Here is a 19,381-nt window from a genome sequence, read left to right as displayed (position 1 = left end):
ATACCAGGGAGAACCATCGATTGAAGTTCCCATTGATTTTTAAAGTCTACAATAAATTTTTTCACTCTTTGTCCCACTGGTTTTTTAGCGTTTGATTCAAATGTCATGGGTGTCTTGTCTATTAAGGATGTCTTCACTATTCATATCACTCCTCTATTGTATATTTCCAAACAATAAAAACGTTTTTATTTTTATCTAAAAAAAATCACCTCCATGATTTTCGTGTTATTAGCTAGATAGGAATAATCACTATTAGAAGCGATTAGTCCTATCTATTTTCACATTACTGGAATGACGAACGATAATTTCACCTGGCAATTTTTGAATCTTACCTTTTTCTTTCTTTTGAATCATTTGAACAAGTTGATCAATTGCTAGAATTCCTTGTCTGGCAATCTGATTTTTAACTGTTGTAAGGGGAGGAGAAAAGTATTTTGCAAGCTCAATATCATCAAATCCCATCACACTTATATCTTCAGGAATCTGATAGCCTTCAGATTTTAATGCCTTGATACATCCTATTGCACTAACATCATTCCCTGCTAAAAAAGCGTCTGGTAGTTTTTCTGGATGCAAATGGATAAATGATTTCACAGCATTGTAAGTACTTGCTTCATCAAAATAACCATGAAGAAGATAGTTTTCATCCATTTCTAATTGATACTCTTTTAATGCCGCTAAATATCCTTCTTGACGCTGAACACTGTCATACATTGTATCCATGCCGGAAATATAGGCAATTTTTTTATGGCCTAAACTTATTAAGTATTTAGTGGCTTCATAACCTGCAACATATGAATCAAAGATGACACTACCCATTGTGTCTTTCTTCATTACTCGATCTAAAAAAACTGCATGAACCTTTTCTTTTTCCATAGTTGCTACATCTTTCTCGTCAATCGTCAAATCCTCGAAGATAATGCCACCATCAACTCGTCGTCCTAAAATATTACTTAAAATAACTTGTTTATCCTTAGCGACGACTATATTTAATCCATAACCTAATTTTTCACACTCGCGAGCCATTGCTTCAACTAATACATAAAAATAGGGACCGCTTACGCTAGTTGTGAAAAAGCCCAACATCTTACTTTCGCCTGATTTCAACAGCTTACCGTTGAGATTTGGGACATAGTTTAAACGTTCAGCAACTTTTAAAACATGCGCTTTAGTTGCTGGGTTCAATACATCCACATCATTTAGTGCATTAGAAACTGTAGAAATCGAAACTCCTGCTTCTCTAGCTACATCTTTTATTGTTACTTTACCCATTGAACTCGTCCTTTTTATAAAAACGTTTTTATATATACTTAAAATTAGCACATATTTTTTAAAAAAACAATAAATTTATGAATATTTAGAATTCGCATATTTCAATGTCTGATTTATGTAGTTAACAGTTCTCTGATTAAAATTGATCGTTGTTCCTTAACAGATAAGTTGGAGGCTTCCATCAGCTTCGTCAAATCCAAAGCCAACATGATGTTCTCCTCTGCTACCGTTCCATTCTGAATGTGGCCTATCCATTGACAAAAGACGGATTCCCGTGGTTCTGGCAGAGTAATCTCTTCCCAAGTTGACGCATTCTTTTTGGTACTGCGGATAAGCATTTTTGGTTCTGGCGTACCATACAGCAAGGTGCCCTCAGTCCCATGAACTTCAACAGTAAAAGGAGAGTGGCTGTTGACGAAGCTAGTCTCTGCAATCCCTAATGAGCCATTGGCGTAGCGGAAAACAGAAACGGCATTGTCCTCTACTTCTTTTCCAGTAATGTAGCCGTAGCTAGCGTTTACACTTTCCGGCATACCCAGGAACAGTCTATTGAGATAAACTGGATGACAACCAAGATCAATAAGTGCCCCGCCACCGCATTGTTCTAAATTATAGAAGTGGTCAGGAAGCCAACCAGCAATCGCACCATTATGCGCTACACGAACCCGTACAAGTGTTAGTTCCCCAAGCAAACCTTCACGAATCACATTTTGAACCGCAAGTGTATAACTGTCATTAAGTCTTGGAAGGGAAACGGTTAATTTAACTCCTGTTTCCTGAACTGCAGCCAAAATCTGATTTGCTTCTTTCATTGTAGGTGCAATCACTTTCTCGGTAAATATGTGCTTACCCGCCTTCGCAGCTTTGATCATGACATCATGATGCATATTGGTTGGCGTCGTCACAATGACGGCATCAATGTCGGGATTCTGCAACAGTTCATCCAGATCTTTTATGAATGGAACCCCCAGCTGATTTGCCGCCTCTCTGCCGCGTGATGGAAGCTCATCCCATACAGCAGCAATTTCCGTATCTGGGTGATTAAGAGCGTCATTGGCATAATCTTTGGCATGTACGTGCCAGTAACTTAAAATAGCTACACGAATCATGTGTGTTTCTCTCCCTATCCTATGAATTATTGCATCTTGCTATCTCTTAATTGTTGAGATACACCATCAACAAATGTGCTTAGATTGAACATTCCCAAGGCATTTTAATAGGGCTTCCAATTCTCTCCATTCTAAAAAGTTCTTGCGCTTTCTTTGGCAGCCTGTCATAAGTTTCTTGCGGAATTGGGATGGAGGATCCTGCACTATACCAGCTTCTGTTGAAAGTCATTGCAAGATTAGTCCTTCGGGCATTTGAACGATTCGGTGTACCACGGTGCCACATTCGAATATCACGGATTATAATAGAACCCGCCGACATAAACACTTTCTCTGAATACATATGCTCTGCCGCGCGCACGATGTGCAAATGCGGATTAACACTGTTATTCAACGTGTCATGATTGGACCGATCCGGATTTTGGTGCGTTCCACCAGGCCAGACTTCGAGCGGTCCATTCTCTTCGGTGACATCCACTAATGGGATGTTTAAAACTAGACTGAACACTGGCAGAGGAATGGCCAATTCAGGAAAGAGAGGCATAATATCACAGTGAGCATTTTGATAATCTGATCCAGGCATTGGAGTATCAGACGCAAAGTAATTACAATGGTTATCCTTACCTAGAAGTTGATCTATCACGGATGTGGCAATTGGATTACAGATAATGTCTTCATCTATGAAAGGCTCTGTAAAAGGCAAAAACATTTGAGCACGATTTGTTCCTGTATTGTACCCTTTTCGTTCAATATATTCATCGAACAAAGGGTCAAAATTGTTGCGTATATGAGTAATCTTATCTTCCGAAATCACTTTATCAAAAATGATGTAGCCGTTCGCTCTGACTTGCTCTACTGCAATTTCAAGTGTTTCTGGATCTAATTTTTTGGTTGCTTTTTCTTGCTCAGTTAGTTGAATTTTCATCGTTTTTCCTCCAATGATATATTTGTAAAGTCAGTTAAATAGACATTTAGCTTTTTTATACCCTGTTCCCATACGTTTCCATTAAAGCTCATCTTGTTTTTTTGAAAATGGGGTTACAGAAATGATAGATTCATAGACTCTATGACGGAATTCTCATTCATGAGTGTCGTAATTCCCGTCTTCAGGCTGATAAATCCTTATATAATCCACTTCCAAAGTCTGCGGAAATACTGTCTCCTCATTCGGATAACCCGGCCAGTTCCCGCCGACTGCTAAATTAAGCATCAAATAAAAGGGTTTGTTGAATGGGGCCGGGTAGGGTTGATTCTCTGAAGCTTCATCTTCACGGGTATACCATTCACTGCTCCTGTAGTACATGTTACCATCGATATACCAGCGCATTTCCGTCGGCGTCCAATCTAGGGTAAACGTGTGAAAATCATCAGCGAACGCCCCATTTTCTAGTGTAAAGTCTCCGCCTTTATAATAATGCGGATTTCCCATATGAAGTGTCCCATGCACTTTGTTCGGTTCGTGGCCACAAAGCTCCATGATGTCAATCTCTCCGCAGCTCGGCCAATCTCCGTGTATATCAAGATCTGTCGGCATCATCCAGAAGGCAGGCCAGATGCCCTGACCATATGGCAATTTAGCCCGGATTTCAAACCGACCGTAAGTCCAGTCCAATTTGCCCCGGGTAACCAGTTTTGCGGAAGTGTACGGACTGCCCTCATATTCTTCTTTTAATGCTTTAATGATCAACTTTCCGTCTTCGATATAAGCGTTCTTTTTTTCCTTCGTATAGTACTGCAATTCGTTATTTCCCCATCCGTGTCCATCGATATCATAGTCCCATTTCGACAAATCGATTTCAGGCCCGTCAAACTCTTCGCTCCAAACCAATTTCCATCCATTATCTGCTGTTAATTTGATACTGTTCTCACTTCCCATAACACACCCCACAGCTTTCATTTTCTATATTAATAAAAACGTTTTTATTAATCCAAGGTAGCATATCTTATTTCTTATCGCAATACATAACAATGAATATTTAGAATTTTCTATTTTCAACCTTATGATTTCCAACAGATTTCTTGCTTGTTGAAAGCGAAAAACCAGAATAAAACACTTTAATCAAGCGTCTTGCTTTTTATTTCAAAAGTTCCACCATCAACGTTAGTGGATAATGATCGGAAGGATACAGCCCATTTATCTTTGATCGAATGATTTGGGCTTCCAATAATTTCACATCTGGAGAGACGAAAATATAGTCGATCGGTTCTCCCTCATCTCCGCCTTCAAAATCGTGGAAGGTTTTTCTTACATGTTCTTCATGGTCCATGATAGAAAAAGCATTGATTAATTGCATCTTCTTTTCACAAAATTGAACCGTTTCGCTGTCAGGATAGTCATTAAGATCGCCCATCAGCATGGACGGCAGTGGTTTCTTATTATTTAATTGATTAATTATATCCCAAATAAGCCGAACACCGTGTGTTCTAGCCTCCTCACTCATATGATCTAAATGAGTATTAAATACCCGAAATCTTTTATTCGGATTTTCTGTTAATGAGAATTCTCCCCATGTACAAATGCGCGGATAGCTGGAATCCCAACTAATACTTCCTTCTAAAAAGGGGGTTTCAGACAACCAAAAAGTGCCTGTTTCCAGCAATTCAACCATGTCACTTCGATAAAGAATAGGTGAAAATTCATCGTCTTTTCGTCTAGGTTCACCTGCCCATTGGTAGTTTGGGAGTTCACAGACTAAATCGGATATCATCCCTTTCTTAGCTTCTTGCAATCCAATAATCATCGGGTTTTCTTGGTGAATAACCTTTGCCACTTTTCCCATTCGATTTGACCACGAATTTTCATCAACTATGGGAATGTCGACTCTTACATTAAAGGTCATGATTTTCATTTACTTTCGATCCTCCTAAACCTTTTTTTATTTTTCAAGGTAACCCTCCAATAAACAGCACAGGATAATACTCCCATACTATTATGCTGATCAGCATAAAAACGAATATAATGACCACTGTCTTATAAAAATACACAACTGAATAAACGAAAAGTGGCCATTATTCGGGTTAAGCTCACTTTCCTTAACTTCTTTTATCGTAAAACTGACTTGCTCCCGTCTTTCACCATATAGTTACTGATTGCAAGATTGATTTTTTCTCTGACGGAAAGAAGCCATTGGTCGTCATGAGGATAATGCATAAAGTCAATAGGCATGGCTTCATCAATGATGGCTTCCACCTCTTCTCGCCCTGCCAGTTTTTCAAGTGCCACACAAGCAGCGATGTCTTGAAACGCCTGTTGCAACAACTTTAACCGTATGGAACTTACAGGCCCATTCTTCCCTGGATAGACTAAGAATGCGTCCCCAGATGGAAAGCCACGGTCAGCGTCTGTATTTAAATAAGGATTTATATCCATATTTAAGCACTTGTGACCGTACCAATGGTTATAACCCCAATGTAAGAATCCTTTCACACCTGCTTTGTATAATTGAAGGCCAATGACTCGAGTGCGTAGACCCGGCATATTCATGAAACGATTCGATAAGCCTTCTTTATACTCACAACAACAATAGTACGCCCAGAGATTTTCCACATTGTTCTCAATGAATTTTGGGATATGCTCCGTTGAAGCTACTGGTACATCCACTAGACCTCTTTCATAAAAATCATAATCCGATAACGCATCGAATACCGGAGCATTGAACCCAATCTCCTTGATGATGTTTCGAGCAACGCTATAGTGCTCGATATTGCTCGTATTCGGCTCATCAGAGATATGGAAGTGGCATAGTTCTTCCCAACCTTTTTCTTGTAAAAATTCTTGAAGTGATTTTAGGAATGCCTTCAAAAACTCTTTATAGTCGTCTGAGTCCGCACGGGTATGCCACCCAAAAATCTTCGTTTCTACGCCATCCACATCCGCATATATTTTCGGTGCATATTCAGCTCCCCATTGAGAGAACAAATGAGTCATTTCAAAATATTTCATACCTTTTTCTAAACACATCGTCATAAAACGATCGAGTAATTTGAAATCAAAAGCATACACACCTGAATCTTTCATGATTCGAACCAACTGTACTGTTGGACGATCTCCACCAACATGCATTTCAAGTGCAGGTGAGAAAAGTGGTGTTAGAATCATATTAATTTCGTGCTCTACATAATTTTCAATGTAATTTTCAATAAGTTTGAAATGTTCCTCAGAAAGCATTTCTACGTTGTGCTGATCCGCGATGCAATCAAAATAAAACCATTCAGTACGCTTTAGCCCATGATCAGCCATTTCTACGTTCAGTAAGTCGAGGGTGAACACTTCAGTTGAAACCGTTTTGTTCTCGTGAACTACATCTAGTCCAATCTCATACTTTCCTTTTTCTAAACCCTTTGTGTTTACATAAACCCAGAAACTATTCCACTGTTCATGAACAGCATGGATTTTATTCCCCGGTAAAATTGGATCCGGATAAAGCCCAGGTGTCGTGCGCAAAAGATAGCCATCATGATCGCGATAGTTAGGCATATTAGAAGGTACGAGCCCGACATGTCCAATTTCCACACGGTCTTTGATTTCTGAATTTATTTCTATCTTTAAATTGTGTGTAAGCTCCATTGCTTTTACTGCTAGTTGGAACGAAACATACTCATCAATTAACGCCGTCGTGCGGTCATAACAGCTTGCTTTCAAATCTTCATCTGGAAAAACCTTTTCAAGTGGACTAATTAATCTCGTTTCGAACTTCATAAAGAACCTACCTTATTAAATTTATTTTTCAAGTGCAATCAAAATCTTTACGCGAACTTCTTCAAAATGTGTTGTATCCTCATTTGGCTTGTCAAAGGATTCTAGGCAACTTTTACACAATTCATCAGCCAGCGCCTTGTCTTTTTTAGCAAGCATGTTAAGTAGTTCGTAATCCTGAACGCCTGCTCTCATGGTTTCCAATCGCATACTTCCCCAAGGAATGTTTCCACCTGGATAGGAGATATGCGTGTCTCCCGGCGGGAAGAAAAGATTCTCGTGATTGAAAGGATCCGCTTCCTCACACCAGTTAAAACCCCAGTGTAGGTAGCCTTTCATATCATATCGATAGTTCCCCCAATGTAATAAACGAGTTCGGATGAGCGGCATGTCCCAGAGACGATTCAAATAGTGACCACCCGGGAAGCAGCATGTATAAAACCATAATTCATCGCCATTTTTTCTTATACGTTCAAACTTAGCCATATTCTCGTTATAGTAATTGTTCTTTGGAATCCAAATATCCACCGCTCCATCTAGATCGTACGTTTCTACAGCTTCCATCAAGGGAACGCCTGGTAAGTGTTTTCGCACAATACTCGACAGCATACGATACTCATCTTTACAATTATCTATTGGTTCGTCCCCAACATGTTGGTGTAGAATTTCTAGCCAGTGATTTTCCTCTAAGAAAGTCTTCCATGCTTTTAAATATTGGCTCACGAAGTCGTATCCTTCAGGAGATCTTGCAGGAACGCGATTTCCCAGAATATCGACAACGAAATTTGAATCCCAAAAATCATTGCGGACATACAATAGATTACCTTCAATATGTGTAAAGCCTTTTGAAAGAAACATTTCTATCAGGCGTTTTGTACGGTCAAATTTAAACGCGTAAGTTCCATCTTCAAGTTTAGAAACTTCACGGATTTCGTTCGGAATCCAAAAGTGAGTTTGTCGGGTTCTCGCCATTAAATCAGCATATTTGTCTATCATTGCCCAATGTTCTTCAGACCACATTTCCAGATCATGTTGAGTCGCAATATTATCAACCCTGTACCAATTTGAAATATACAAATTCTTATCTTTAGGAATAGAAACATTAAATACCTTTAAATTTATTGGGATTAAAACACACTTCTCCCCAACCATAAGTTCAAAATTAAAAACATGTTCTCTAGCACTTACACACTCATCTACATAAAACGCTAAATAAAGTGCTTCCGTTGGTGTTTTAACTTCTAATTCTCCATGTAAAATCGGTTGAAGGGCATCATTCACACGGAATGGGGCCTTCCTAGTCGTGTAGCCTTCCGCTGACTCGCCTTCCTCTTCGTTTACACAGAAACTTACTGGACCTGTGTTTTTTTCACATAGCACATCAATCTGTTTGTAGACTTCTAAAGAAATACCTGTTGGCAGATGACAACTCCATTTATACTTGGCACCAATTTCTAAATTATTCAGCAAGATTTGAGTTGAAACATAGGCTGCCTTTGCCGTATTGAGTTGAACTTCATTAACTCCAAGTTTTGAAACAATACTATCGCTATACAGCCATTCATTTTGGTTTACGACTTGATATTTCATTTATATACCAACCTCATCCACTACTTTGTTTATGATGTTTCTTGTAAAACGAATTAAAAATATTGTCCATTTACAAAAATAGTGAGTCATATAAATTACCATGACTCACTACTTAAAATTGATTGATTTTACTCTTCCAAAATAGTTTTTGTAAAAATCTTCGAAAGTGTACTTGTATTTAGCTTTAAAAAAACAAACATATAGGTTGAAAATAGGCCTAGTACGATAAACATCGGGAAAGTGCTCCACAGTACAATACCTACAAGTAACCCGGCAAAGACAGGAATAATTGATTTGTAAAAATACGCTAGTGAATAAAAAAATGCTACTCTGAAAACATGTAATGTCTTTACTTCATAAGACAAAATTACCAAATAACTAATCATGTTAAACGATACAACCAATGATGAAATAAATAGAGTTATAAAATTAATTCCACTTCTCAAAAGAAAATAAGTAGAAAGAAGCGAGAATAAACTGACTACAAATGCAATTAGAGACTGCTTCCAGATCCTCTTGGTGAGCTTCATGTTATGGAAAACCTTACGATCCTCTACAAGGTTTAAGACACAATGGCATAAGTAAAGCAAAGCCACCGGTATAGTGAAAATGGGAATAGAAATGACGTTAAAGAGTACGTTCAAGGCAATCAGTTGTGCAATTAATGACAACAATCCATAAAACTTTCCCTCAATACTAAACATTTCTATTCCCTCTTTCAGCTTAAAAATTATTGACCTTTTTTAATGTTGTACTCAATTTGCTTGTTTCTTTCATCTGTGATTTGCTTCCAACCTGTAGACTCTCTATATGATTTAAAGTCTTTAAAATACTTTTCAACCTCAGAGTCAGACTTCGCATTTAAAATTTTCGCAACAGTTTGTGACCAGTTTTGCTCGATTTTATTTAGATTTCTTCCAGATTCTTTAGATAACATTGCATCTAGGTTAGTAACTTTACCTGGGAAGATTAAATGATCCATAGTCCATTCCTTTTGTTGCATCAATGCTGCCGGGAACTGACTTAACCCCATTTGTCTTGATAATAACGCACTATCCGTAACCCAAGGGTGAGTGCCTAATCCGATTTCAGTTTCATATTTAGAAGGATCAGTTTGTTTTAAAGTAAGCAGATCTTTGTTAAGCACAGGCTTTCCATCTACCATTTTATATGTCTTTCCTTCTCTACCATAGTTCATTACAGTATCGCCCTCAGGACTAGTTAAATAAGTTATCAATTCCATTGCTTTTTCAGGGTTCTTAACTTTCTTGGAAATGAAAGTTAATGTCCATCCTTGAAGTGATGGACCTTGTACCATTGTCTTTCTTCCAATAGTAGAAGCTGGGCCATTTACAGCAATATATGGAGCATCTGGAGACTTCAAACTTCTTTGGCTCATTGGATCCGTATCACCAATGATGTTTGGTTGGAAATAGGCAAAATAACTTCCGTTGATAACTTGTGCATTGTTGTTATCATCATTCATGGTTAACATGTCACGGTCAGTTAGACCATCGCGACGTGCTTGAGAAAGTGTGCTGTACCATTTTTGAAAATCTTTATCCATATAGCGGTCGTATTGCTTGTCATTTTTTGTTAATGGAACTCCAATCATATCAGCAAGCGTGTCGCTGAAAATTTTGCTGTCGGCTGGGGCTAATAACGGCCAAGTTCCAAGTGGAACAATTGGTTTCCCACTGTCATCTTTTAATCCTAATTCTTGCACTTTCTTAAGTGCTGCAATGAATCCTTCAGGGGTAGACATGTCTGGCTTACCAATTTGTTCGTAAATGTCTTTACGAACTAGGAAAGCTTCATTTCCATATAGTCCACCTTTTTCATAATCTGCTTTTGTTGTTGCAAAGTTTGGATAACCATATAGATGTCCGTCTTTTGTTGTGTAGTATTTTGTTACTTCTTCTTTAGAAGCTCCATTATAGAAATATGGATCATATTTTTTTGATAAAACATCTAAAGGAAGTGCCCATTTAGCTGCATCTTTTACTAGCGGATCTGATCCATCTAGTGTGATGATGTCAGGAAGGTCTCCAGAAGCCATTTTCGTATTAAGGTTTTCACTTGTTCCAGCTTGGTAGGTAATACTTACGTTTGTGTCCTCTGTAATAAACTTCGTTGCGTAATCCTTGCCCCACTTTTGTGCAAACCAATCATAGTTCACATACCAAGTTAGGTTCGCTTTTTCTTTGTCTTTTTTCCAACTTGGAGTGTCTTTACTTACTGAAATCTTTGCCTTTGGAAGGTCATAAGAAGCTTCGCTGCTTGCATTCTTACTTCCTTCACATCCAACCAATGATAATCCGCAGACCATTATTAATGAGGTAACCAGAGCTCTCTTCATGTGTGATTCTCCTTTTTTGTTTTTGTTTATTCTTTTACTCCGCCAACTAACATTCCACTTATGAAATATCGTTGTAAGAATGGATAAACCAGGATAATTGGTAGTGTTGTCACAACCATCGTTGCTTGTTGCAATGATTGAGTTGTAAAAGCATTCGCAATGTAAACGCCAGACTTAGCAGATGTTGCTGCTGCCGAAGATGTTAAGACTTTGTATAAGAAAAACGAAATTGGGTACAAATCCGGATTAGAAATATACAACTTTGTTGTAAAGAAGTCGTTCCACTGGTATACACCATGGAAAAGCGCAATGGTAGAAAAAACCGGAAGTGAAAGCGGTACAATAATCTTGAAAAAGATTTGGAAAAATCCCGCACCATCTATCTTTGCAGATTCCTCCAAAGAATCTGGTAACCCCTTAAAGAAATTCATAAATATAATCATGTCATAGAAACTAAATAGGGAAGGGACGATATATACCCAAAAGCTGTTCAATAATCCAAGACTCTTAATTACTAAGAATGTAGGAATCATACCACCGCCAAAGAACATAGTAACGATACCCATTTTAATGAAGAAATTTCTTCCCTTTAAATTAGTTTTACTCATTGCATAAGCCGCAGCTCCAGTCACTACCAGGTGTCCAAAAACACCAACTACAGTTTTTAAAACTGAAATGCCAAGCGCATGATATATTTTAGAATCCTGCAGGATCGTCTGATAGTTCACTAGTGTAAACTTTCTTGGGAAAAACGTAACTCCTCCCCGCATAGCATCGTTTCCATCATTAAACGACAGGGCTAATATGTTTATTAATGGAAAAATAATCAATGCAAGAAAGAAAATCATAAACAAGATATTAAAAATATTAAAAATCTTTTCTCCTTTTGATTGTTTCATATTCGGGCCGCCGTCCTTATTTAGAAAATAGATGCCTTATTAATTTTCCTTGTCGCCAAATTGGCTAGGAGCAGAAGTATGACTGACACAACTGAAGTAAATAACCCTATTGCTGCTGCGTAAGAAAAATCACCATTCCCTAGGCCTAAGTGATATACAAATAGATCTAAAACTTCGCTTCGTGGCATGTTCAATGAATTTTGCAGTACCAAACCTTGTTCGAAGTTAGAACCAAGTACACCACTCACACGAAGTACAAGCATAAGTACAACGATTTGACTAATACCTGGCAATGTAATGTGCCATATTCTGCGAATTTTTCCGGCGCCATCAACCTTAGCTGCCTCGTACAATGTCGGGTCAATTCCAGACATTGCTGCCAGATATAGAATCGTACCCCATCCAACTTCTTTCCATATGTCAGACAATGTCGCAATTCCCCAATAGTTATTCGGATCTGACAAAAATTCTATTGGCTGCGAAACAATATGCAGTGACATTAGGATATTGTTCATTAGACCTGCTGCACTCAACCATGAAATAACCATTCCACCAAGTATTACCCAAGATAAAAAGTGCGGAAGATACGAAACCGTCTGTGCAAATTTTTTAAACATACCCACTCTTAATTCATTAATAAGGAGCGCAAGGATTATTTCTGCAGGAAACCCAACGAGAAGTTTCACAAGACTAATACCTAGAGTATTGAAAAGTACATTGTAGAAATCCTTGTCCCCTAAAAATGCTTGGAAATTTTGGAAACCTACGAACTCTGATCCCGTAAAGCCATCCAGTGGAGAGTAGTTTTGAAACACGATGATAATCCCAAACATGGGGATATACGCAAACAGAATCATTAAAATAATGCTTGGCCAAATCATCGCTTGCAGCTGCCATTGAGAAATAAATTTATTTTTAGATTTATGATTCACCTTTATACCGCCTTTCGTAAGGCTATAAAACCTTAGCTCCCCACTTTAGTAAGCGCTATCTTTAAAGCCATTATTTTCGCTATATTACGCAGTGCTACTGATATTCAATATAATTAATTAATTTTATTAAATATAGCACTGCGCAACATCACATACTCATTTAACAAAACAGTACTTTTAGGGTTTAAGTAAGTTTACTTAATGTTCGATAGTAAAAACAGAATGTTCCAGATCATTAATATAAATTTTAAATTCTCCAGGCTCAATGCTTTGTTGTAAACTTCCATTTAAGTAGTGTAAATCATCTAACGTAATGACCAACTCAACTGTCACCATTTGATTTGCAGGGACTGTCACCACTTGATATTTTTTCATTTCACGTATCGGGCGAACAGCTTTCGATACAGTATCTTCAATATACAATATAGCAATCTCCGAATACTCATACTCACTTGGGTTTTTTACTTGGAACGAGATTTTTATATCTTGTTCTTCAGTAATTGTATGACCAGAAATCTCAAAATTCGAGTACTCCGTTTTTGTATAAGTCAACCCGTGCCCAAATGAGAAAAGTGGACCAACCGCACAATCTTGATATCTGCTGCTATAACTGGATTCATTTGCCGGGCGCCCAGAACTATATTCATTATAGTAAATTGGCACTTGAGATGAATAACGTGGAAAAGACATGGTTAATTTTCCTGAAGGTGTGTCCTTTCCAGTAAGAAGTTCAGCAATTGCTATTCCAGCTTGTGTACCTGGGTACCAGCACCAAAGTAAAGCAGGAATGTCATCAATGATATCTTGAAGTGCTAGAGGTCTACCTGAGAAACAAACACAAGCATATGGCTTATCCGTTTTCTTAATATCTTTAATAAGCTGTTGCTGTTGTTTATCCAGTTCAATATTCACACTACTATGACCTTCACCACTTAATTCCCAGTGCTCCCCAATCGCTGCAACAATGTAATCACATTTTTCAAGTTCCTCTTTTGGACAATCCTCCAATGTTTCATATGCACCTAATTCTAAGGATTCATCTACTAACCTCATGCCTTCAGCTAAAGCAACTACATCGTCAAAACTTCCTTTACATTGCCAATTTCCAAGCAGCTCTTGTGTATTTGCGAATGGGCCAACTACTAGTATTTTTTTGTATTCCTTACTAATTGGCAACAAAGAATCGTTCTTCAGCAATACACAACTTTTTTTAGCTGCTTCCTTAGCGAATTGTAAGGATTTTTGATTTAAAATGACTGTTTCTTCTAAATCTTCATCAACGTAAGGATTTTCAAACATACCCAGTTCATTTTTAAGCTGTAAGATTTTCAAAACGGCTGCATCGATTTCATGTATGAGCGCCGGGTTTTCTTCTAAAATTTGTTTATGATTCTCAAGATATAGGGTTGAAACCATTTCGATATCTATTCCTGCTGTTAAAGCTAACTCCGCTGATTCTCTTCCATCTTGGGCCACTCGATGGTTCTGCAATTCTGAAACTGCTCCCCAATCTGAAATAACAATATCGTCAAATTGATATTTATCTCTTAAAATATCTTTCATCATTTCTTTACTAGCAGTCACAGGAATACCATTAAATGTATTAAATGAACTCATCACAAATTTCGGCTTTTCTTTTAGAGCGATCTCATATGGTTTACCGTAGTATTCGAAAAATTCTCTCATAGACATATCAACAGTATTATAATCTTTACCACCAATACCAGCTCCATATGCCGCAAAGTGCTTCAAACATGCTGCTACTCCGTCTTGAGAAATCTTTCCTTCCGCATCCTTCTGATAGCCGTTAATCATTGCACCACCAAGATTGCCGGATAATAGATGATCCTCTCCAAAAGACTCCATCACTCTTCCCCATCTAGAGTCCCTCACAAGGTCTACCATCGGAGAAAAATTTACATGTATTCCAGAAGCGCGTAGTTCAGAAGCCGTGTACGCTGCAACTTCTCGTAAAATATTTTCATCCCATGTACAAGAAAGGCCTAATGGAATAGGAAAAATCGTCTTATACCCATGAATGGCATCATGCATAAAGAGCAAGGGTATTTTTAATCTTGATTTTTTCAAATATTCCGATTGAATAAGATTTGTTATCTTTGCACTTGAAACACCAATAATACTACCGATTGTATATAAGGTATCTCCATCAAGTAGTTCTTGGGAATAACCCGGACCAGTTTCGACCATTTCATTGTCAATTTTACCCACATAATGTTCCCCGGTAATTTGAGTGAGTTGTCCAATTCTTTCTTTAAGTGTCATTTCTTGAAGTAACTCTAGTATTTCTTTGTTTTCCATACAAAATTTCACTACTTTCCTTAGTAGAAAATTACTTCCACTCTAGTTTTGGTAGAATATCTTTTTGTAAGTCGCACATTTCATCAATCATGGCACATGCTTGATAATAGGTAGGGGCTTGCGGATCTAGTAAGATTGCTTGTAATAATTTTGTTTTTGATTTCTCTAGAAACGCTTCAATTAATAGTTTATGGATTGATCCTTGAATATGAATCGTTCCAATAATTGCCGTTGGTAATTCTACTGTCATTGGTTTAAGGGTAATCCCACTTCCATTAACAATTGCTTGTGTTTCAACTACCATATCATCCGGAAGTCCCTTTATCGCACCGTTATTTGGCATATTTACTGCGTTTAATTGAACTTCATCGTCAAAGAAAATAGCTTCAATAATTGGGATAGCGTATTCACAACTGGTTTGAACATGTTCTTTATCAAATTTATACGCCTGCTCTGTCCAAAGTTCTTGAGTTTGAATTTTTGAAAATAAACCTTTATCCAAGCTATTCCCACTGGCGGCATACACAAAGTCCGGTGTTCTTGAATCCTTATCCCATAATTTTTCTCTCATTGGGTCATAGCGATACTGCAATGATAATCCTGCATAAAAATCTTCAGCATACGATACATACTCTCCACAATGATTTGTACCAGGATACGGATAATAACCATAAATATGGTACATCGTTCTAGATAACGCGATATGATCAAATTGGGCTAAACTATTGGCTTTCTTTTCTTTTTCATAAAATAATGGGTACAAATCTTCGCCAGTTTCTTTATTCCAAACTTTCGTAAAGAAGCCAAAGTGATTTAGCCCTCCACCTTCAACGCCTATTTCACTTGTTTCCATTTCTAAAAATTCAGATAATTGATGAATTCCCATATCTAAACCGTGACATAAGCCTACTACTTTAATAGATGTTAGTTTAGAAATTGCTTCCACTAACTTCGCTTCTGGATTTGTATAATTAATGAACCATGCATTTGGACAAACTTTTTCCATCGTTTTAGCAATTTCAAGCATAGGCCCTAAATTTCTTAATGTATGGAACATGGAACCCGGCCCACCATTTTCACCATAAATTTGTTTACTGCCATAACGACGAGGAATATGAAAATCTTGAGACCAATAAAAATATCGCTCTACTTCAATTGCAACAATAGCGAAATCAGCATCTATTAATGCTTCCTCTAAATTTGTTGTTTGCCAAATCTTTGCTGGATGTGAAAATGCAGTAAACATTTCTGTTGCATATTTATAGGTCCTATTCACATTTTCTTCATTTATATCCATAAGTGCAATTTCCAGTTCAACTTGATTCTTCAACCTATTTGACAGAACCATATCTTGAAGCGCTCCTAATGCAAAAGATACACTACCAGCTCCAATTAACGACACCTTCATTTTTTTCATGATCATCATTCTCCTTTGAGTTTTTTAAAGCTAAATATCCAGCTCCGATAACTCCTGCATCTAAGCCGAATACCGAAAGAACAATTTTTACTTTATCTTTTAAATTCTCGAGAACTTTTTGTTTAGCGCTTTCAATTATTTTCTCTATTAACCATGGGTTGTTATAAATAACTGCTCCCCCAACAACAAAAACACTTGGATCTAAAGTCTGTATCAAAGAAGCAATCGCACTAGAAAAATGCTCAACCCATACATTAATTACTTCTATAGCTTTTTTATCTCCTTGTTGATACTTTTCAAATAATAACTGTGTCGTACCATCAACATCATACAAATGCTTACTTTCCATTTCTAAGGCATAACCACTGCAGAGAGATTCTAAGGTTCCATCATATAGTGTTGAATGATTTTTTTTACTATCAGAGATAATCATACTCCCAATTTCTCCAGCATAACCGTGAGCACCATGAACAATTTCTTTATTATAAATAATTCCACTTCCGATTCCTGTACTAACAGTGATATACATAGATTCCTTAAATTCTTTTGAGGCTCCATGATCTGATTCCAGAATCGCTACAACGTTCACGTCATTTTCGAAGTAAACTTCGTATTCGGGAAAGTAGGACTCTATTTTTTTAATAGTCAATCCTTCTAAACAAGGAATGTTTGTTGCATCAAAAATACATTCAGTTTCTTTATGCCACGGAATAGGTAGGGCAAGCCCAATTTTACTGGCTCCTTTTGTTTCATTCACTTTTTCTGTCATCTTTTTTATATGTCTAAACATTTCATCAGCATTTTGAAAATTACTTGTCAACGCTGTCGCCTTCCGAATCAAATGTAGATTTTCATCCACCAATCCAACTCGAATGTTTGTCCCTCCAATATCTATCCCTATAACACTGCCACTCATCTTGTTAACTCCTCAATCTTTATTGCAATTAATATATTTCGCTGCTTCCAAATCAAAGAAGAAGTCAATATGTTCATATCCTAGCAATTCCTGTGCTGGTAATTTTGCTTCTAGATTAGAAACTATTTCTTTGGCTATTTGAGCCTTTCGTTCGCCCGTTATAGCTACAACTACTCTTCTACTATGGACAACTTGATTTAAACCTAAGGTAATTCCTTTCTCTAACTCTGTAGGTTGATTAAAATATTTCTGAGCAACTTCCTTCGTTTTTTCTGATAATTCTACTACACTACTATGATTCAAAACAGAACAACCAGGCTCATTTAAGCCAATGTGTCCATTCATCCCCACACCCATAAGACTAAACGTAATGGGATTCTTTTCAATAAAATCATCAATTCTTGAACATTCATTTTGTAAATCTAGCATTGTTCCATCAAAAAATTCTATTTGCTCACTAGCTAATCCTACAAGAGAAAATAAATCTTTATTTAACATTTGATAGCAGCTTCCTTCAGAATCTCTATCAATTCCGACCCATTCATCTAAACTTACGATTTTAAGTTCTTTAACTCTTCTTTCTCTCTCTACTTCTTTAGCAAACTTACGATAACTTTTCTCTGGCGTACTACCAGAGGCTAAGCAAAAAACCGGGTTTTCATCATGTAATAAATGTTCCTTCATTTCTTTTGCGATTTCATTTGCAACTGCTTCTTCATTTTCAAAAATTCTTATCATGATCGTTCACTCCTATAACTTCACATAGAAATGACCTTTATCATTTCACGTTGAAGTGTTAAAATAGCTGCTCCAATTGCAGTGGAATTATCAGAAACACTCACAGAAATATTGGGAGTCCATTCTGTGTAATGTTCGATATATTTTTTCGTACGATTTAAAACACGCTCTGGGAATAATGCTATAGTCTTTCCGCTAATAATGATTTGATCGATATCCAATATACTAATAATATTAATAATTGCTAGGGCTAGATTTGTAGATATATAATCTACACAGTCTTCGACACCTTCATCAGAATTTAAGTTATAAGTGTTTAACAGATACTTAATACCTAATTTGCTTTCTAACCAACCAACTGAAGAGGGTGTTTTCCTGAATCCCGAATCAAAACACATATACTGCAGTTCTCCTGCACTTGCATTGAAGCCTCTATACAAATCTTTGTTTATTATTAAACCTGCACCAATTCCATCCCCTACAGCAATATGGACCAAATCCCTTGGTGCTTCCATAGAGTTTTCCAAATTTCCAAATTCAGCCACCGTTGAAGCGTTTACATCATTTTCAAGAAATATTGGCAAATTAACTTCATTTTCTAAATTTCCGATTATTGTCTCGTAATAATAGTCTTTTTCCGTACCTTCATCGATTTTCATTCTGATCGTTTTTTTTCTCGTATTGATCGCTCCATCGACACCAATACCAATTCCTAAAACAATACTGTTTGTTTCTTTTGCCTTCTTCTTCATACGTATAATGATGTCTTTGAAAAACGAAGTAAAATCTTCACTATAAAATGGAATATTTGTTTCAGTGGAATAAGAATCAATAATCTTACTGTGTAAATTTACGAGTAAAGCAGTAACTTTTTGTCCGATAATTTGTAGTCCCACTGTAACGTAACTGTTCTCATTAAATCGATATACTGTTCTTTTTCTACCTAAACCACCAGAGCCGTCACGACTTTCTCCAGTAGCTGTTAATATTCCTATTTCATCAAAGAAATTTACAATCTTACTTACAGTAACAAAGCTCATGGCTGTTTTTTCTGTAATTTCAACTTTTGCCAACTCGGGATTTTGTAACAATATATCAAAAATAATTTTTCTATTTTCATCCTTTATATCATTGGGT

The 19,381-nt window shown here is 37.0% G+C and carries 16 protein-coding genes; all 16 read right to left on the bottom strand.

Going from position 1 to position 19,381, the window contains the following annotated elements:
- Positions 1 to 252 precede the first annotated feature (252 nt).
- Entirely contained in the window at positions 253 to 1,272 is a 1,020-nt protein-coding gene (locus tag V7137_RS08940) for a LacI family DNA-binding transcriptional regulator (RefSeq protein ID WP_335697757.1), read from the bottom strand.
- Between the two features lie 113 nt (positions 1,273 to 1,385).
- Positions 1,386 to 2,381 carry a Gfo/Idh/MocA family protein gene (locus V7137_RS08935; RefSeq protein WP_335697756.1) on the bottom strand — a complete coding sequence of 332 codons (996 nt, stop codon included), beginning with the start codon at positions 2,379 to 2,381 and terminating at the stop codon, positions 1,386 to 1,388.
- A gap of 79 nt (positions 2,382 to 2,460) precedes the next feature.
- Entirely contained in the window at positions 2,461 to 3,303 is an 843-nt protein-coding gene (locus tag V7137_RS08930) for a phytanoyl-CoA dioxygenase family protein (RefSeq protein ID WP_335697755.1), read from the bottom strand.
- 153 nt (positions 3,304 to 3,456) lie between these two features.
- Positions 3,457 to 4,254: a glycoside hydrolase family 16 protein gene (locus tag V7137_RS08925; RefSeq protein WP_335697754.1), complete on the bottom strand. Its 798-nt coding sequence runs from the start codon at positions 4,252 to 4,254 to the stop codon at positions 3,457 to 3,459.
- A gap of 199 nt (positions 4,255 to 4,453) precedes the next feature.
- Positions 4,454 to 5,227, bottom strand: a complete 774-nt coding sequence (locus V7137_RS08920) for an endonuclease/exonuclease/phosphatase family protein (RefSeq protein ID WP_335697753.1) — start codon at positions 5,225 to 5,227, stop codon at positions 4,454 to 4,456.
- A 194-nt stretch (positions 5,228 to 5,421) separates the two neighbouring features.
- A complete protein-coding gene (locus V7137_RS08915) occupies positions 5,422 to 7,077 on the bottom strand; it encodes a DUF4091 domain-containing protein (RefSeq protein WP_335697752.1) in 1,656 nt (551 codons plus the stop codon).
- 21 nt (positions 7,078 to 7,098) lie between these two features.
- Positions 7,099 to 8,664, bottom strand: coding sequence for a DUF4091 domain-containing protein (locus V7137_RS08910; protein WP_335697751.1), 1,566 nt, complete (start codon positions 8,662 to 8,664; stop codon positions 7,099 to 7,101).
- Between the two features lie 128 nt (positions 8,665 to 8,792).
- Positions 8,793 to 9,368 (bottom strand): hypothetical protein, encoded by a 576-nt coding sequence (locus tag V7137_RS08905; protein ID WP_335697750.1) that lies wholly within the window; start codon positions 9,366 to 9,368, stop codon positions 8,793 to 8,795.
- Positions 9,369 to 9,394: 26 nt separating this feature from the next.
- Positions 9,395 to 11,023, bottom strand: a complete 1,629-nt coding sequence (locus V7137_RS08900; RefSeq protein WP_335697749.1) for an ABC transporter substrate-binding protein — start codon at positions 11,021 to 11,023, stop codon at positions 9,395 to 9,397.
- Between the two features lie 26 nt (positions 11,024 to 11,049).
- Complete coding sequence (locus V7137_RS08895; RefSeq protein ID WP_335697748.1) at positions 11,050 to 11,922, bottom strand: carbohydrate ABC transporter permease; 873 nt, start codon at positions 11,920 to 11,922, stop codon at positions 11,050 to 11,052.
- 20 nt (positions 11,923 to 11,942) lie between these two features.
- Positions 11,943 to 12,854 carry an ABC transporter permease gene (locus V7137_RS08890; protein WP_335697747.1) on the bottom strand — a complete coding sequence of 304 codons (912 nt, stop codon included), beginning with the start codon at positions 12,852 to 12,854 and terminating at the stop codon, positions 11,943 to 11,945.
- 198 nt (positions 12,855 to 13,052) lie between these two features.
- Complete coding sequence (locus V7137_RS08885) at positions 13,053 to 15,173, bottom strand: glycoside hydrolase family 3 N-terminal domain-containing protein (RefSeq protein WP_335697746.1); 2,121 nt, start codon at positions 15,171 to 15,173, stop codon at positions 13,053 to 13,055.
- Positions 15,174 to 15,204: 31 nt separating this feature from the next.
- The gene (locus V7137_RS08880) at positions 15,205 to 16,590 is read right to left on the bottom strand and encodes an alpha-galactosidase (protein WP_335697745.1); all 1,386 of its coding nucleotides are present in this window, start codon (positions 16,588 to 16,590) and stop codon (positions 15,205 to 15,207) included.
- Positions 16,553 to 17,506 (bottom strand): ROK family protein, encoded by a 954-nt coding sequence (locus tag V7137_RS08875; protein WP_335697744.1) that lies wholly within the window; start codon positions 17,504 to 17,506, stop codon positions 16,553 to 16,555. The genes V7137_RS08880 and V7137_RS08875 overlap by 38 nt, the downstream gene beginning before the upstream one ends.
- Positions 17,507 to 17,518: 12 nt before the next feature.
- Positions 17,519 to 18,244: a 6-phosphogluconolactonase gene (locus V7137_RS08870; RefSeq protein WP_335697743.1), complete on the bottom strand. Its 726-nt coding sequence runs from the start codon at positions 18,242 to 18,244 to the stop codon at positions 17,519 to 17,521.
- 20 nt (positions 18,245 to 18,264) lie between these two features.
- The coding region (locus V7137_RS08865; RefSeq protein WP_335697742.1) for an ROK family protein at positions 18,265 to 19,381 on the bottom strand (1,117 nt) is incomplete at its 5' end.

This window comes from Neobacillus drentensis, assembly GCF_036962765.1.
GTDB lineage: Bacteria > Bacillota > Bacilli > Bacillales > Cytobacillaceae > Neobacillus > Neobacillus drentensis_C.
Note: the sequence above shows the minus strand (reverse complement) of the source record. Positions and strands in the feature narration are given on the sequence as shown.